16 protein-coding genes and 1 pseudogene are annotated in these 16,467 nt (G+C 69.8%); 11 read left to right on the forward strand and 6 right to left on the reverse strand.

From position 1 onward, the window contains the following. Positions 1 to 5 precede the first annotated feature (5 nt). Complete coding sequence (ctaD, locus tag AC069T_RS03840) at positions 6 to 1,718, reverse strand: aa3-type cytochrome oxidase subunit I (RefSeq protein WP_358850569.1); 1,713 nt, start codon at positions 1,716 to 1,718, stop codon at positions 6 to 8. A 392-nt stretch (positions 1,719 to 2,110) separates the two neighbouring features. Between ctaD and AC069T_RS03845 the strand changes: the two genes are divergently transcribed. Both AC069T_RS03845 and AC069T_RS03850 read left to right on the forward strand, forming a co-directional pair. Then, positions 2,111 to 2,527 carry a hypothetical protein gene (locus AC069T_RS03845; protein ID WP_478781177.1) on the forward strand — a complete coding sequence of 139 codons (417 nt, stop codon included), beginning with the start codon at positions 2,111 to 2,113 and terminating at the stop codon, positions 2,525 to 2,527. 84 nt (positions 2,528 to 2,611) lie between these two features. Beyond that, positions 2,612 to 2,965 carry an ANTAR domain-containing protein gene (locus AC069T_RS03850; protein WP_478781178.1) on the forward strand — a complete coding sequence of 118 codons (354 nt, stop codon included), beginning with the start codon at positions 2,612 to 2,614 and terminating at the stop codon, positions 2,963 to 2,965. Positions 2,966 to 2,991: 26 nt separating this feature from the next. Here the strand turns inward: AC069T_RS03850 and AC069T_RS03855 are convergent, their stop codons facing one another. Both AC069T_RS03855 and AC069T_RS03860 read right to left on the reverse strand, forming a co-directional pair. After that, entirely contained in the window at positions 2,992 to 3,453 is a 462-nt protein-coding gene (locus tag AC069T_RS03855; protein ID WP_478781179.1) for an ATP-binding protein, read from the reverse strand. A gap of 243 nt (positions 3,454 to 3,696) precedes the next feature. Next, the gene (locus AC069T_RS03860; protein WP_478781180.1) at positions 3,697 to 4,062 is read right to left on the reverse strand and encodes an STAS domain-containing protein; all 366 of its coding nucleotides are present in this window, start codon (positions 4,060 to 4,062) and stop codon (positions 3,697 to 3,699) included. Between the two features lie 210 nt (positions 4,063 to 4,272). Between AC069T_RS03860 and AC069T_RS03865 the strand changes: the two genes are divergently transcribed. Further along, a complete protein-coding gene (locus AC069T_RS03865) occupies positions 4,273 to 4,719 on the forward strand; it encodes an ATP-binding protein (protein ID WP_478781181.1) in 447 nt (148 codons plus the stop codon). Positions 4,720 to 4,853: 134 nt separating this feature from the next. After that, positions 4,854 to 6,056, forward strand: a complete 1,203-nt coding sequence (locus AC069T_RS03870) for a PP2C family protein-serine/threonine phosphatase (protein ID WP_478781182.1) — start codon at positions 4,854 to 4,856, stop codon at positions 6,054 to 6,056. Position 6,057: 1 nt separating this feature from the next. Here the strand turns inward: AC069T_RS03870 and AC069T_RS03875 are convergent, their stop codons facing one another. The 3 genes from AC069T_RS03875 to AC069T_RS03885 form a co-directional block, all read right to left on the reverse strand. Next, positions 6,058 to 6,996 (reverse strand): expansin EXLX1 family cellulose-binding protein, encoded by a 939-nt coding sequence (locus tag AC069T_RS03875; RefSeq protein WP_478781183.1) that lies wholly within the window; start codon positions 6,994 to 6,996, stop codon positions 6,058 to 6,060. Positions 6,997 to 7,139: 143 nt separating this feature from the next. Further along, positions 7,140 to 8,681, reverse strand: coding sequence for a serine/threonine-protein kinase (locus tag AC069T_RS03880; protein ID WP_478781184.1), 1,542 nt, complete (start codon positions 8,679 to 8,681; stop codon positions 7,140 to 7,142). Positions 8,682 to 8,840: 159 nt separating this feature from the next. Further along, a complete protein-coding gene (locus tag AC069T_RS03885) occupies positions 8,841 to 9,764 on the reverse strand; it encodes a helix-turn-helix domain-containing protein (RefSeq protein ID WP_478781185.1) in 924 nt (307 codons plus the stop codon). A 293-nt stretch (positions 9,765 to 10,057) separates the two neighbouring features. On the opposite strand from AC069T_RS03885, the gene AC069T_RS03890 reads away from it, so the two are divergent. The 7 genes and pseudogenes from AC069T_RS03890 to AC069T_RS03920 all read left to right on the forward strand — a co-directional run. Continuing rightward, positions 10,058 to 10,258, forward strand: coding sequence for a hypothetical protein (locus AC069T_RS03890; protein ID WP_478781186.1), 201 nt, complete (start codon positions 10,058 to 10,060; stop codon positions 10,256 to 10,258). Positions 10,259 to 10,567: 309 nt separating this feature from the next. Then, positions 10,568 to 11,890 carry an NAD(P)/FAD-dependent oxidoreductase gene (locus AC069T_RS03895; RefSeq protein ID WP_478781187.1) on the forward strand — a complete coding sequence of 441 codons (1,323 nt, stop codon included), beginning with the start codon at positions 10,568 to 10,570 and terminating at the stop codon, positions 11,888 to 11,890. Then, positions 11,887 to 12,618 (forward strand): DUF1365 domain-containing protein, encoded by a 732-nt coding sequence (locus AC069T_RS03900; protein WP_478781188.1) that lies wholly within the window; start codon positions 11,887 to 11,889, stop codon positions 12,616 to 12,618. Before AC069T_RS03895 ends, AC069T_RS03900 begins: the two co-directional genes overlap by 4 nt. After that, positions 12,615 to 13,895 (forward strand): class I SAM-dependent methyltransferase, encoded by a 1,281-nt coding sequence (locus AC069T_RS03905; protein ID WP_478781189.1) that lies wholly within the window; start codon positions 12,615 to 12,617, stop codon positions 13,893 to 13,895. Before AC069T_RS03900 ends, AC069T_RS03905 begins: the two co-directional genes overlap by 4 nt. Next, a complete protein-coding gene (locus tag AC069T_RS03910) occupies positions 13,892 to 15,202 on the forward strand; it encodes a class I SAM-dependent methyltransferase (protein ID WP_478781190.1) in 1,311 nt (436 codons plus the stop codon). Before AC069T_RS03905 ends, AC069T_RS03910 begins: the two co-directional genes overlap by 4 nt. Next, positions 15,199 to 16,035 carry a DUF1295 domain-containing protein gene (locus AC069T_RS03915; protein ID WP_478781191.1) on the forward strand — a complete coding sequence of 279 codons (837 nt, stop codon included), beginning with the start codon at positions 15,199 to 15,201 and terminating at the stop codon, positions 16,033 to 16,035. Before AC069T_RS03910 ends, AC069T_RS03915 begins: the two co-directional genes overlap by 4 nt. Positions 16,036 to 16,247: 212 nt before the next feature. Next, a pseudogene (locus AC069T_RS03920) lies at positions 16,248 to 16,467 on the forward strand (hypothetical protein); the annotation flags it as partial.

Here is a 16,467-nt window from a genome sequence, read left to right on the forward strand (position 1 = left end):
GTGTCTCACCCCGGTTCGCCCTTGTGCCCGTCCGGCTCGACGGCGTCACGCTGGCCGGCGTTCGCATGGTGTTCGATCTCGGCGAGCTCGGGGTGGTTCAGGTCGAAGGCCGGGGACTCGGAGCGGATCCGGGGCAGGGTGACGAAGTTGTGGCGCGGCGGCGGGCAGGAGGTCGCCCACTCCAGGGAACGGCCGAAGCCCCAGGGATCGTCCACGTCGATGCGCTTGCCGGACTGGGCGGTCTTCCACACGTTGTACAGGAACGGCAGGGTGGACAGGCCCAGCAGGAACGCGCCGATGGAGGAGATCGTGTTCAGAGCGGTGAAGCCGTCGGCCGCCAGGTAGTCGGCGTACCGGCGCGGCATGCCCTCGGCGCCCAGCCAGTGCTGCACCAGGAACGTGGTGTGGAAGCCGACGAACAGGGTCCAGAAGTGGATCTTCTCCAGACGGTGGTCGAGCATGGTGCCGGTCATCTTCGGCCACCAGAAGCTGAACCCGCCGAACATCGCGAAGACGATCGTGCCGAAGAGGACGTAGTGGAAGTGGGCGACCACGAAGTAGGAGTCCGTCACATGCCAGTCCAGCGGCGGCGAGCCGAGGATGACGCCGGTCAGACCGCCGAAGAGGAACGTGACGAGGAACCCGGCGGCCCACAGCATGGGTGGCTCGAAGGACAGTGAGCCCTTCCACATGGTGCCGATCCAGTTGAAGAACTTCACGCCGGTGGGGACGGCGATGAGGTAGGTCATGAAGGCGAAGAACGGCAGCAGGACCGCTCCGGTGGCGAACATGTGGTGGGCCCAGACGGTGACCGACAGCCCGGAGATGGCGATCGTGGCGCCGACCAGACCCATGTAGCCGAAGATCGGCTTGCGGGCGAAGACGGGGATGATCTCGGTGATCACGCCGAAGAAGGGCAGCGCGAGGATGTACACCTCGGGGTGGCCGAAGAACCAGAACAGGTGCTGCCACAGGATGGCCCCGCCGTTCTCGGGGTCGAAGACGTGGGCGCCGAACTTGCGGTCCGCCTCCAGCGCGAACAGGGCCGCCGCCAGAACGGGGAAGGCGAACAGGACGAGCACCGAGGTCAGCAGCACGTTCCAGGTGAAGATCGGCATGCGGAACATGGTCATGCCGGGCGCGCGCATGCAGATGATCGTCGTGATGAAGTTGACCGCGCCCAGGATCGTGCCGAAGCCGGCCAGCGCCAGCCCCATGACCCACAGGTCACCGCCGACGTAGGGGCTGCGCTCTCCGCCGCTGAGCGGGGTGTACGCGGTCCAGCCGTAGTCGGCGGCACCCTGAGGGGTGAGGAAGCTGGACATGACGATCAGCCCGCCGAAGGCGAAGAACCAGTAGGAGAGCATGTTCAGCCGCGGGAAGGCGACATCGGGGGAACCGATCTGCAACGGCATGATCGCGTTGGCGAACCCGGCGAAGGTCGGGGTGGCGAACAGCAGCAGCATGATCGTGCCGTGCATGGTGAAGGACTGGTTGTACTGCTCCGAGGACAGGATCTGCAGTCCCGGCCGGGCCAGTTCGGCCCTGATCACCATCGCCAGCGCGCCGCCGATCAGGAAGAACGCGAACGAGGTGATCAGGTAGAGGTGACCGATCTTCTTGTGATCGGTCGTGGTCAGCCAGGAGACGATCACCCGGCCGCGGCTGCGGCGCTCGGCCGCCGGGACGGGCGCAACGGGTTCGGTGAGGGTCGCCATCAGATCCTTCAATCGGCACGACCGGTGCAGTGGGGGTGGGCCGGTGGAGCACCTGCCCCACCGGCTGCGGTCGGGCAGTGCGTAACCAACTCCCGGGAAATTACTCCTGTTGAACCGTCACCACCGCCTGACATCGGCGTTTTTGGGCCGAACGGCTGATCCGTCCATCCCGGGGCGGGACCTGAGCGCACCCGGCCGGCAGTTCCCCGACGACGGATCCCTCACCCGCACCCGTCCGGGCCCACTCGGCCGGACGGCCGGACGGCCGGACGACCTGGCTCCTGGCGTTGCCGAGCCGATCGGCGCTTCACCACAACCGCGGCGCGCTCGTGTGCGTCCTGGTACCAAGGGCCGGCAAGAGCCGGCCACCCCGGGGGAACGGGACACGAGTCATGGAAAAGCACGCGGTCGTCCAGCGCGTCACACGGTTCTTCCGGATCCCGCCCGCTGTGCGGCAAGCGCCGCCCACGCCCGTCCGGCGACTGGCCGTGCTCTGGCTGCTGACGCTCGCCCTCGGGGCCGGGCTCACAGCGCTCCGCTGGGACGACGAGTTCGGCGGCAGCGACCTCATGGCGCTGATGCTCCTCTTCCACGTCGTCGACGACATCAGTGAGGGGGTACGGCACCGCTGGCCGGCCGCACTGGCCGCACTGGCCATTCTGTGGGGCACCGGCCACCTCGCCGACGCCCTCCTGCCCGGCTCCCTGGACGGGGCGTGGACGAAGACCGTCACCACCGCCGTCGGTGTCACGCTCGGGCTGGCCGTGGGCGCCGCGGTCACACGGCTTCCCTCCCGCGCCCGCATGTGATCTTCGTGCTGCACAGAAAGTGTCTTGGCGTCCCGCAGGGCGGGCAGGCGTACGGGAGACCTCGCCCTTGTATGGAGACCCGTCATGACGACCTCCCGCGAACGGCAGTTTCACGCCGACGGCACGCGTGACACGGCGATCGCCCGCCTGGAGGCGGAGAACGCCCAACTGCGGCACGCCGTCGCCTCGCACGCGGTGGTCGACCAGGCCATCGGCGTCCTGACCGCCGTGTACCGGTTCCGGCCGTCGGCCGGGTTCGACATCCTGCGCGAAATCTCCCAGCGCACCAACACCAAGCTGCACACGATCGCCGAGGCGGTGATCCGCTGGGCGCTGGGCGAACCCCTGCCGGGGCGGATGGAGCAGGGCCTGGAGACAGCCGTGCGGCGGCGCGCCTGCCGGCCGGACGCGCAGTCCGGGCGGCCGGACCGCCACTGACCGCGGACAGGGCGCGAATCAGGCGGTCAGCGCCCGGCCGGGGGCTCGGTGAGGGCCAGGACGGCGGTGGTGCGTTTGCCCCCGGGCGTCGGCTGCACGTCGTAGTGCGCGCAGACGGCCAGGACGATCTCCAGCCCGTGTCGCCCTATGCGGCTGGGGTCGGGCGCGTGGGCCGTGGGCAGGGTGGAGGCGGTGTCCCAGACCGTGATCTCCAGGCTGTGCCGGAGGTGGCGCAGGTCCAGGCGCAGCGGGCCGGGAGCGTACCGGCAGGCATTGGTGACCAGCTCGCTGACCACCAGCTGCGCCGTCCCGACCGCTCGCTGCGTGAGCGGAGTCCGCTGCTCGGTGTGGATGCGGTGGAGGTAGGCGGTCGCGAAGCGACGCGCGGCACCGATGCACGACGTGGCCCCGTCGTAGGCTGCGCAGGCGGGCGGAGCCGGTTCCACCGGGGAAGGTGCGGGCGGTCCGTTGTATAAGGTCTGGTCCATCAGGTCCGCCTTGCGTCATGTACGTCACGTGCCGGGTCCGCATGGGTACCCCGGACGAGTGCCTCCCCTGCAACTCCGTCCCAGTCTTCACCGCAGGGACAGAGGCGCAGCACAGTGTGGGCGGATGGTGAGACTACCGGGGAGCGGTCGGCAGGGGCTCGAGCGCTGCGCGCCCGGTCAGCAGACCCTCGGGCGGAGTTCGGGCAGCCGGCCTGCCGCCGGCGGGAGCGGGCGGCCCGCGGGTCAGGCGGTCAGCGCCTGCTCGACCGTGGGGTGGCAGGGGATGAGGTCGTCGAGGCCGACGATCTGCAGGACCCGCAGCACGAACCCGTGGGCGCCGGCGATGCGCAGCCATCCCCGGGCGCCGGTCGCCCGCCGGTGCGCGGCGACGATGACGTTGATGCCGCTGGAGTCCATGAAGGTCACGCCGCTGAGGTCCACCACGGTCCGGAGCGGCGCCCGGTCGTCACCGGCGAGCAGGGCCCGGCTGAAGACGTCCTGCACGTCGTGGTCCACTTCGCCGTGCAGAGCCACGACCTGGATGCCGTCGACCTCGCGGTGCGTGACGGACAGCCGGTCCGGCCGCTTTTCTTTCGGGGTGTTGGTCACTGGCTCCTCGACTGCGTTCCGGGCCTGCCCGGGGTCGGGCGTGCGCGGATGATTCTGCCCCACCACACCCGCAGGATGCCCCCGGGCAGACCTGTGGAGAATGCCCGAGTGGCCTGTGTGGTGTATGCATCGGCATGGCGGGTACCGGTGCGCACATGAGCGGGAAATGAGGACGACGGCTGCGGGAGTCACGCCTATGGGGACGGCCGTATGACGCCCGGCACCTACCTGATGGACGCCGGCTATGCCCTGGGCGAGGACGACGGCTGTATCGCCGACGCCCGCCACCACGCCGCCGCCTTCCTCGAACAGGCCCGCACAGAGCACCACCTGACCGTGTCGGCGCGCGCGGTGGACCTGACCCAGCTGGTGGTCAGCGAGCTGGTCACCAACGCCCGCAAGTACGCCCCCGGTCCCGTCCTGCTGGAGCTGCGCCTCACCGCGGCCGCCGTGGACGTCGTGGTGCGGGACAGCGACCCCACGGTTCCCGCTGCCCGCGCCCCGGATCCCGGCCGGATCGGCCAGCACGGACTGGAGATCGTCAAGGCGGTCGCCGTGAGCCTCCGCGTCGAGCAGGAGCCGGCCGGCAAGCGCATCACGGCCCGTATCGCCCTGTCCGACACCCCCGGCGGCGCCGCCGCTCACAGCCCGGCCTGACGAGCCTGGGGGAGCAGCTCCCTCTGCTGTCGCAGGCGGTGCCTCCCTGCCGAGGGAGCGGCCGGTGGACCACGTCCGCAGTCGTGCCTTGCGCGTCAGGGGGAAGGAGAGTGTGTGACCCGAGGGAGGCGACTGTGGAGCGCGATCGGATGGCACTGGCCGAGGTGCTGGCGGAGGCGGAGGACGCCGCGCCGGTACGTTCTCTCGACGCAGTGGCGCGTCACCTGCGCGAACGGTTCGGCGCACGGTACGTGTCATTCCTGTTCGTCGACGTCGTCGGCCGACGCCTGCTGCGGGTCCACGACATGGGACAGACCCGGCAGGAGCGCCAGGCCGAACAGGTCCCCCTGGCCGGCAGCAGTGTGTACGACGACGTCCTGCGCACCCAGAAACTCATGAGGGCACCGCAGGGGGAGGAGGGCTGGCGGGTGCTCGCCCCGGTCACCAACCGCGGCGACGCCGTCGGTGTCCTCGAACTCTTCCTCACCCACGTCACACCGGATGTGCTGCGGCAGGTGGAAGAGGCCGCGCACGCGCTGGCGTACATCATCGTCACCGACCGCCGCTTCACCGACCTCTACCACTGGGGCAACCGCACCACCACGGTCCGCCTGGCCGCGGAGATCCAGCGCCAGCTGCTGCCCTCGGCGCCTTCCTGCGAGGCCGCCGAGTTCGCTCTCGCCGGCGCCCTGGTCCCGGCCTCCGACATCGCCGGCGACACCTACGACTACAGCCTCGACCAGGACGCCGTGCACCTGTCCGTCACCGACGCCATGGGGCACGACGTCGACGCCTCCCTCATGGCGACCCTCCTGGTCAACGCCTCCCGCGGCGCCCGCCGCGCCGGGACCGACCTCGCCGAGCAGGCCCGCCAGATCCATCAGGCCCTCCTCGACCACGGCAGACGCACCTTCGCCACCGGCCAGTTGCTGCGCATCGCCCTGGACGGGACCAGCGCCCAGCTCGTCAACGCCGGCCATCCCTGGCCGCTGCGGCTGCGCGACGGCGCGGTCGAGGAACTGCGCCTGACGGTGAACCTGCCCTTCGGTGTCGTGGGGCAGGGCCCCTACCCGGTGCAGGATCTCGACCTGCGCCCCGGTGACCGCCTCGTGCTCTACACCGACGGCATGCAAGAACGCCAGGCCCGGACCGTCGACCTGCCCGGCCTCATGCGCAAGACCGCGGCCGAACACCCGCGGGAGGTCGTACGCACTCTGGTCGCCGCGGTCACCGACGCCTGCGACGGTTATGTGAAGGACGACGCCACCGTCCTGTGCCTGGACTGGCACGGCCCCCAGCCCGCAGGGCGCCGCGCGAACGCCGGAGCCGACAGCTGACTCAGTGCCTCGCGAACTGCACGCGCGTCGGCTGCACGGCTTCCGGCCGCAGGGCGATCCCGTCGACGGTCAGTCGTTCTCCGTAGATGTCGGTGATCCGGATCGCGCTGCCGCACCCGCTGCCGTCGGGGGAGAGGAAGTAGTTGTAGTCGGTGCGGGCGAGCCGGCGCCAGCCGTTGCCGGTGCGGACCTCCAGCCGGGCCAGCGGGTTGCGGTGGCCGATTGCCTGGATGCCGCACCAGTAGGGGCTGGAGCCGGTCTTGTAGCGGATGGAGATCGTGCCGGCACTGCCGGGGCTCAGGAGGCTCCAGGTGATCGCGATCCGGCCGGTCGAGGGGACGGCCAGTTTGGCGAAGGCCTGTTCGCTGAGGTCGAGTTGGCCGGGTGCGCAGGGCAGGGGGCACTCGTTGGTGATCCGGACCGTGACAGCGGCCCCGTTCGCCGCGCGGACGAGCACGTGTGCCCCGCAGGCCCTGGACGTCTCGTAGTCGGCGGTGTTCATGGCCGCGATCATCATGTCGGCGCTCGGCCCGTACGAGCAGGCGCCGTCCCCGGTCCCGGCCCGGTAGACCGTGGCGACCCCTCGGTAGGTGACCTCGGGCCGGATCCGTCCGGCCGGCACCGACGTGGCAGGAGCCCTCCGGGGGGCCGCCGACGACCGCGCCTTCGACGGGGTTCTGGAAGCCTTCGGGACGGTCGTGGAGGGCGTGCTGCTCGGCGAGGAGCCGGACGGCTCGGGCGGCGGCGATCCCGGCGGGAGGCTGCCCCGGGAGACGGCGGCGGACACCGCCGTGTCCCGCCCGGCATCGGCCTTGCCGCCCGACCGCACGGCCACCACCACCCAGACCAGCACACCCACCACGGCCAACGCCGCCGTGATGCCCCTCAACAACCCGCGCCTCCGCTTGCGGTGCCGCGCAGCCGGCCGTGTTTCCTGCATGTCCGTCCATTCCGAAGAGCGAAGTGTTGCGCTCCTCAGTGGCCGCCGCAGACACAAAGGTTGCCGCCGACCGGGTCCTGACGACGCCGCCGGGACACCGGCTCCGCCGTCCCGCACGGAGGTGCTGTTCGTGCGGGGCAGGGTCAGGACGGGGCCCCCAGGGCCTGGGCGATGAAGCGGGCCTCGTTCTTCTTGAGATTCAGGGCGACCGCGATCCTGGGGCCGGTTATCTTCTCCAGAATGGCGGGGCTGGCCAGCAGCCGGTTCGAGTCCCGGATGACGAGGGCCAGTTCGTTGTGCGGCCGGGGCTGTCCCGCCACCTTCCCGGTGAGGCGGGAGAAGGCGGTCCGGTCGCCGTCGGTCAGGGTGACTTCCACGGTCCACCCGTCCAGGCCGTTCTCCGACTGGTAGAAGGCCCTGACGCTCTTGAACCGCCGTACCGTGAGCCCCTGTTCGGCGGCCGTGACCACGCAGGTCTGGCGGTCGTCCGAGGTCCAGGACCGTCCCTCGGGGAAGTCCGAGGGGCACACGCCGGGCGACTCGCTCAGTACCGGCAGGATGCCGACGGGACCGTCCGGTTCCCCCGCGGCTCCGGCCTCCGCGGCCCAGGGACGCAGAACGAGCAGAGCGCCGAGGGCGAGTGCGGCAGCCGCCCCGCCGACCCCCGACAGCAGGTGTCTCGGGCGCCGGGTCGCCGCGGCGGTGCCCTGCGCCGTGGTCAGGGGCGCGGTCGGCCGCGGCGGCTGGACCGGCCGGCCCTCAGCGTCCGACCCCACCCGGTGTCGCGCCTGCCGTACCGCCTGCGAACGCTGCGTTCGGTGGCACTCGATGGCCTCGGCCCAGTTCCCCGGCAGCCAGTCCTCGCCGTTTCTGGCACCGGGCCGTTCTTCCAGCCGCTCCTGGGCGCGTGCCAGGATCTGCTCGGGTGTGGGCCGGGCGGCGGCGTCGAATCGCAGGCAAGGAAGGATGAGCGCCTCCAGGTCGCCGGCCAGTCCCGTGACGTCGAGTTCACCCGCAGCGGTGCGCACGAGCTGCTCCAGCGCCGATCCGGCTCCGCCGTCACGGTAGGGCGCCCGGCCCACGGCGAGGTGGAACAGCGTCGCCCCCAGGGAGAACACGTCGGACGCCGCGGTGGTCGGCTCACCCCGTGCCTGTTCGGGCGACGCGTACGCCACCGTGCCCAGCGCCACCTGCGTGCGGGTGACGTCGTGGGCCTGGGAGATGCCGAAGTCGATGACGCGTGGACCCTCCATCGGCAGCAGCACGTTGGACGGCTTGATGTCCCGGTGCACCAGTCCGGCCGCATGGATGCTGAGGAGGGCCTCCGCCATGCCGGCGGCTATCCAGTGCAGCGCGCCTGCTCCCAGTACCCCGCAGTCCTCGACCAGGTCACGCAGCGACGGGGCGGGAATGTACTCCGTCGCCATCCACGGCACCACGGCCTCGGCGGCAGCCTCGATCACACTCGCCGTGTAGACGCCGCGCACCCGCTGAGCGATCCGCGCCTCGCGGGCGAACCTCCGCCGGTCGTCGGCCGAGTCGGCCAGCAGGGTCTTCACCGCGACGACGCGGCCCCCGGGGGAACGCGCGAGAAGGACGCGTCCCATGCCTCCGCTGGCCAGCTCCTCCAAGACGACATACGGGCCGAACCGCTCCACCGGCATTCCCCGTCCCCCTGTCTTCACGACGCCCAGTATCACCGGACGTTCACCCCGGACACACCTCATCCATCGGACTCGAAGCCGCGGGAGGCGGAGCCACCGGCCCGTCACCTGGATCCACGAACCCGGCGAGCCCCGTCAACCGAAGATTCGCGGGGGAACACCCGGACGACGACCCTGAACTCAGCGTCCCTTGTGCGGTGATGGTGCTGCCGCGGCTGTGCCGGGCCTTCGGTCCTCGGATGCTGGGGCCTCGGTCGAGCGTGCCGGTGTGGAGTGCCTGGACACGTAGGTGTCCAGAGGTTCCAACGCACCCCAGGCCTGATCGAAACTGTCCGCGAAGTACGCCAGGAACTGGGGACTGTCGACGCTGAATCCCGTGAGCTGCCGGCGGCCTGCGCCGGAGAAGGAGAGGAAGGTGACCGTGTCGTCGATGAGGCCCATGTTGTACCAGGCGCAGGAAGCACTCCAAGGCATGACGCGTGCCTCGTAGGTATAGAGATCAGTGACCTCTTCCTGGTGTTGCCTCAGCCAGTCGAAGTAGGTTTCTTTCGGTACGCCCTTGCGCTCGGGGACGCCGATGATGCGCCGCACGCTCGCGCACTCGGCCGAGTTGTCTCTGGCCCACTGCAATACCGTGTCGTAGTAAGAGGCGGGTCCCGTGGATCCCCATTCGGTGGGAGGGTGGAGCCGCACATAGGTAAGGCGGATTTCGGACCGGGCCGCGCGAATGTGATCAGCCACGGCCTTGTAGAAGGCGGGCGGGTTCGGGTAGCACACCATCTCCATCTGGGAGGTGCTCCGGAACGCTTCGGAAAGGTCCGGCGCCGTGCCGAAGGCCTGCGGGTCCCGGCGCGCGTCCAGGGTGTCCTGCTTCAGATCGTCGAGTTCCGTCTTGGCCGCACGCCACAACCGGCCCCAGTGCGCCCAGTCGCCGCCGAGCGCGGCCACCAGACGACGGGTGACCGTCTCGCTCGCGAGGCGGTGCCCGTTGAGTACCTCGGAGACGGTCGCCGGACTGCATTGGGCCCGCGAGGCGATCGTCTTGACCTGAGGTTCACCGGCGGTGATCCGCAACCGTCGCAACTCCGCGGCGAAGCGCCGCACGGGCGGTGTGTCGGAGTGTCGGATGGTGCCCCCTCGGATGCATACCCCACCGGGCGACTGAGATCGTCCCACGAGAGCTCTCGAAGGCGCAGAGTTTCCCGGAGCTTCGTTGAAATTCGGTGAAGAGCACCGTATTTGCGGGCGGCTGAGAGCCCACGTTCGGCGTCGTACGCACAGAATGCGCCCGGGTTCCGTGTCGATCGGGACATCCGGGAATCCGTGGACGGCCGACAGAGGACCTGTTCGAATGAACCCCACCCCGGGCGGAACAAGACAGGAAGAGGTGAGGACGCGTGCACATCACCTTCAGGGACGTGCTTCACGATCACTACACGGCGTTCCTGGCGATTCTCGTGATCGGAATCATCCTGATCATCGCAGGGAACGGAATCTCGGAATCCACGTCGATCTACCTGGACTGCGTACTCGGCATGGCCGGGCTGGTCACCGCCTATGCGCTCGTAGCACCTCCTGACCCGCACACCCAGGGCTGATCCGTAGTCCTGACGACTCCAAGAGCCAGCAGCTCACAGGGGTATGGCGAACCTTCAGCACAGTAGCTCTCCACACCCAACGAAGCCCCGATGGTCAAGGGGACCTACCACGTCGCCTGACCATCGGAGCTTCTGATGTGCTGCCGGGCTGCCACCGTCTGCCACCCGTCACACCGCCTGCGGCCGCAGTGTAGACGGCGGATGCGCAACACCCTTTGCGTCCTCATCACCTCCCACGGCAATCCACTCCCGCCTCGGCTCCGGATTACGGCCGAGAGCGGCTTCCGCGGCCGACTGGGAGGAGAAGCGATGTCACGCGTGTCAGGAAGTGCGTCACCGGACCGGGCGGAGGTGACAGCCGACGGCCACCCGGGACGGCGGCACACGGCCGTCGTGGGCAGTGGTGTGGCGGGACTGACCGCCGCGTACGTACTCGGCCGCGCGCATCGCGTCACCCTCTACGAAGCCGATGACCGGCTGGGCGGTCACGCGCACACCCACGATCTGACGTCGGCCGACGGCTCCGTACACCGCGTCGACTCCGGTTTCATCGTGCACAACGACCGCACCTATCCGAACCTGCTGCGCCTGTTCGACGAACTCGGCGTCGCCACGCGGGAGTCGGAGATGAGCATGTCCGTACGCTGTGAGGGATGCGGCCTCGAATACGCCGGTGCGCGCGGCCTCACCGGACTGCTCGCCCAGCCGCGCAACGCGCTGCGCGGTGCCTACCTGCGCATGCTGGCCGAGGTGCCTGCATTCCATCGGGCCGCCCGCCGACTGCTCACCCCGGGGACGGAAAACTCCGCCACCCTGGGAGAGTTCCTGGACCGGGAGGGCTTTTCCGCCTACTTCCGCACGCACTTCATGACTCCGCTCGTCTCGGCCGTATGGTCCTGCGACGCCGTCACCGCCCAGCGCTACCCGGCCGCCTACCTGTTCCGCTTTCTCGACCATCACGGGATGCTCTCCCTGAACGGATCGCCGACCTGGCGCACCGTCAGGGGCGGCTCGCGCGAGTACGTCAACGCCCTGGCCCGGCAGCTGCACGAGGTGCGCGTCGCCACCGCGGTGCGCGGCGTACGACGGCACCCCGACGGCGTCGACATCACAGCCGGCGACGGCACGACAACGTCGTACGACGCTGTCGTCCTCGCCGTCCATCCCGATCAGGCGCTGCGCCTGCTGAACGACGCGACCCCGCAGGAGAAGGAGGTGCTCGGCGCCTTCCGCTACTCCCGTAACACCACGCTTCTGCACACCGACACCGGGCTGCTTCCCCGCAGCCGCGGCGCCCGTGCCTCCTGGAACTACCTCATGCCGTCCTGCGCGGCAAGCGCCGACAAGGTGCGGGTCAGCTATGACATGAACCGGCTTCAGGGTCTTTCCGCTCGGGAGACCTTCGTGGTCACCCTGGGCGGCCAGGACCTGGTGGACCCGGACCGGGTGCTGGCGCGGATGGTGTACGAACACCCCGTCTACACCCCGGAAGCGGTCGCCGCGCAGCGGCGGCTGCACGAACTCAACAGCCCGGTCACCGCCTACGCCGGGGCCTACCACGGCTGGGGCTTCCACGAGGACGGCTGCCGCTCCGGCGTGGCGGCCGCCGCCGCGCTGGGAGTGCTCTGGTGAGGACCGGGCCCGCGCTCTACAGCTGCGTGATCAGCCACGTACGCACCGCGCCCCTGAAGCACACCCTGCGGCACCGCACGTTCATGTGGCTCGTCGACATCGACCTGCTTCCGCGGCTTCCGCTTCTCGTGCGGCCGTTGGCCCGGTTCGATCCGCGCGACCACTTCACCGGCGACCAGCCGTCCCTGCGTGCGGGACTCGACGCCTTCCTGGCCGCTCACGATGTGCACCTGCGCGGCGGCTCCGTCCTCATGCTCACCCACGCACGCGTCCTTGGTCACGTGTTCAACCCTCTCACCCTCTACTGGTGCCACGACCCGGACGGCACACCGCGCTGCGTCGTCGCCGAGGTGCACAACACCTACGGTGAACGGCACGCCTACCTGCTCCACCCGGACGCGTCGGGGACGGCGCACGCCGAAAAAACGTTCTACGTCTCGCCGTTCTTTCCCGTCGACGGCCGCTACCGCATGCGCCTGCCCGCACCCGGTAACCGGCTCGACCTCACTGTTCACCTCGAACGTGAGAGCGGAAGCCCCTTCACCGCGACCGTACGGGGCGTGCGCCATGCAGCACACACCCGGACCGTGCTGAAGCTGGCCCTGCTCAGACCGTGGTCCACGCTCGCCGTGTCCGCCGCCATCCGGATGCACGGCATCCGCCTGTACCTGCGAGGGCTGCCCGTCCAGCCCCGCCCCGAACAACAGATTCCGGAGAGAACCACATGAGAACAGCCGGGCCCCTGCCCGCGACTGAGCCCGGGGCCGGACGTCCCACGGCCATCGATGCGGCCCGCTGGCCGGACGTGGCCGAGCCCCCGAGCACCTCTCGGGGACGCACCGTCCTCACCGCAGCCGTCCTGCGCCGAGCCCTGGGCCGACTGCCCCTGCGCATACGGTTCGCCGACGGAGGCTCCGTCGGGCGAGGCGGACCCGCGCTGGACATTCACGACCCGGCGGCGTTTCACGGCCGCATCGGCAGCCGGGGCCTGGTCGGCTTCGGCGAGTCGTACATGGCCGGTGAGTGGGACGCACCCGACCTGGTCGCCGTCCTGACGGTGCTGGCGGACAACGCGGCGGAACTGATCCCCGCGCCCCTGCAGAGAATGCGTGAGCTGTGGACGCTGCGGCAGCCGCACAGCCAGCGCAACACTCCCGAGGGTGCCCGCGACAACATCAGTCACCACTACGACCTGTCCAACGACCTCTTCGCCCTCTTCCTCGACGACACCCTGACCTATTCGGCCGCCCTCTTCCGCGGGTTTCCCGCCACCTGGGATCTGCTCGACGCAGCCCAGCACCGCAAGATCGACCGGCTGCTGGACCTCGCCGGGGTCGGAACAGGCACCAGCGTGCTGGAGATCGGCACCGGCTGGGGCGAACTGGCGGTCCGCGCGGCGGCACGCGGTGCCCGTGTCACCTCCCTCACCCTGTCCCGGGAACAGCGTGATCTGGCCCGCCGACGGGTCGAGGAGGCCGGCCTGAGCGACCGGGTCAGCATCGACCTGTGCGACTACCGCGAGGCCTGCGGCACCTATGACGCCGTCGTGAGCGTGGAGATGGTCGAGGCCGTGGGTGCGGAATTCTGGCCGGTCTACTTCCGTACGCTCGATCAACGCCTGGTCCCCGGAGGCCGGGCCGCACTCCAGACGATCACCATGCCGCACGAGCGGATGCTGGCCAGCCGGAACACCTTCACCTGGATCCAGAAGTACATCTTCCCCGGCGGCCTGCTGCCCTCCGTGGAAGCGGTGGAACAGACCGTGCGCGAGCACACCGACCTGGAACTCATCCAGCGGGACGGGTACGGAGCGCACTACGCCGAAACCCTGCGTCTGTGGCGCGAACGCTTCACTGAGCGCGCCGACGAGGCTGCCGCACTGGGCTTCGACGAGACATTCCGCCGCATGTGGACGTTCTACCTCGCCTACTCGGAAGCCGGGTTCCGCTCCGGCTACCTGGACGTACAGCAGTACCTGTTCCGCAAGGAGAATCACGCACGATGACCATCGCTTCCCCCGCACGGCCCGGCGCCGCCCACCGGCTGGCCGCACTCGCCGCCACCGCGCTCGGCGGTCCGCTCCCGGTACGGCTGCGCACCTGGGACGGGAGCGAGGCAGGCCCGCCCGAGGCACCGGTGGTCGTCGTACGGTCCAGGCGCGCGCTGCGCCGCCTGCTGTGGGAGCCCGGCGAGCTGGGCCTGGCCCAGGCGTACGTCACCGGCGAACTCGATGTCGAAGGCGACCTCACTCAGGGACTGCGTGCCCTGTGGGCCGCGGCACGCGAGCAGCGGCTGCACCCTCCGCACCTCACCCTCGCCGACCGGGCCCGCGCCGTCGGCACAGCCGTGCGCCTGGGCGCCGTGGGCCCGCGTCCCGCCACGCCCGCCTCACAGGCACGGCTGCGCGGCGGCCTGCACAGCAAGGCACGCGACCGGGCCGCCATCAGCCATCACTACGACCTGTCGAACGACTTCTACCAGCTTCTCCTCGACGACACGATGGCCTACTCCTGTGGCTACTGGGCGAGCGAGGAACCCGACTTCGCCCCGGCAGACGCCCAGCGGGCCAAGCTGGAGCTGATCTGCCGCAAGCTCGGCCTCACCGCCGGCGCCCGCCTCCTGGACATCGGCTGCGGCTGGGGATCCCTCACCCTCCATGCGGCTGAGCAGTACAAGGCACAGGTCACGGCGGTCACCCTCGCCCGGGAACAGGCCGCGCATGTTCGCAAGCAGGTGCGTGAACGCGGCTTGGAGCACCGGGTGGAGGTGGTGTGCCAGGACTACCGCGACATCACGCAAGGTGCCTATGACGCCGTCGCCACCGTCGAGATGGGCGAGCACGTGGGGGATGCCGAGTATCCGGCGTTCGCCGCTTCCCTGCACCGGCTGGTCCGGCCGCGGGGCCGCGTGCTGGTGCAGCAGATGTCCCGTGGCAGCAAGGCGCCCGGCGGCGGGGCATTCATCGAGGCCTATATCGCGCCGGACATGCACATGCGGCCGCTCGGCGAGACCGTCGCGCTGCTGGAGGAGGCCGGCCTGGAGGTCCGCTCCGTCGAATCGATGCGTGAGCACTACGTGCGCACGGTCGCCGCCTGGCACCGCACTCTCGAAGTGCGTTGGGACGACTTCGTCCGGCTCGTCGGGGAGGAGACAGCCCGGGTGTGGCGTCTGTACCTCGCCGGTGGTGCCCTCGCGTTCGAAGAGCGGCGTATGGGCGTCGACCAGATTCTCAGCGTCCGGCCCGCGTCCGGCGGGGACGCCGGTATGCCGGCGACACCGGCGTACTGGTACGAGGGACTGGACCGGTTGTGAGCGGATTCGACTGGGGGGCCTTCACGGTCAATCTCGCTTGGGCCGCGCTCACGGTCCTCGCCGTCATGCTGGTGACCTTCCTCATCGCCGTCCGATGGAAGGTGCATCGTGTGGTCGACGTCGCCTGGGGTGTCGCCTTCGCGGCGGTCGCCGGGGTCACCTGCGCGGCCTCGGCCGGGCAGGGAGACGACGACCGCCGGTATCTGGTGACGGCACTGACGGCGCTGTGGGGGCTGCGGCTTGCCTGGCACATCGCGCGACGCGGCCGCGGGCACGGCGAGGACCCGCGCTATGAGGCGCTCCTGGCCAAGGCGCCCGGCAACCGCAACCTGTACGCCGCGCGCATGATCTACCTGCTGCAGAGCACGCTGGTCCTGCTGGTGTCGCTACCTGTGCAGGCCGCCCAGTACATTTCCGCACCCATGACGGGTCTCGCCGCGGTCGGGGTGGCGGTGTGGGCGGTCGGGCTGTTCTTCGAAGCGGTCGGAGACAGCCAGCTCGCCCGGTTCAAGGCGGACCCGGCCAACAAGGGACGGGTCATGGACCGCGGACTGTGGCGCTACACGCGCCACCCCAACTACTTCGGTGACTTCTGCGTCTGGTGGGGCCTGTACCTGATGGTCTGTGACTCCGGTGCGACCGCCGCACTCACGATCGTCTCACCGGTGGTGATGAGCCTGCTGCTGATCAAGGGCAGCGGAAAGCGGCTGACCGAGAGTCACATGGCCAACCGTCCCGGATACGCCGCATACATGACCCGTACCAGCGGCTTCTTCCCCCTGCCGCCAAGTGAACACGCCGACCCGCCCAGGACAGGGCCACCGCACCTGTAGGGAACCCGGTCCGGTGGGGAACGCGACCTGTTCACGGCACGGCAGCGCTTGAAGCACGACCGTGCTTCGCCCGTTCACCGGACAGGTCGTCACCCGGATACGCGCCCGAGTGGTGAGCGGTCCGTACCTGGCTGAGAGTAGCCACATCGCCGCTGCGGTACCACAGCCGACAGTATGTCAGCTGACGCCAGCTGCGACGGAAGGATCTTTTCATGCGTTCTGCTCGCACTCTCCTCGCCGCGGCCACTGTCACGGCAGCGCTCGCCATCGCGGCCCCCGGTGCCTACGCCCTCAGCACCGGCGACTGGGACAAGGACGACCGTTCCTACAGCAGCGACCACGAGGACAAGTACGACAACGACGAGCACGACAAGGACAAGTACAACAAGGACGAGCACGACAAGCCCAAGGGCGGCATGCACACCGGCGGGG

This window comes from Streptomyces sp. NPDC043867 (assembly GCF_056435845.1).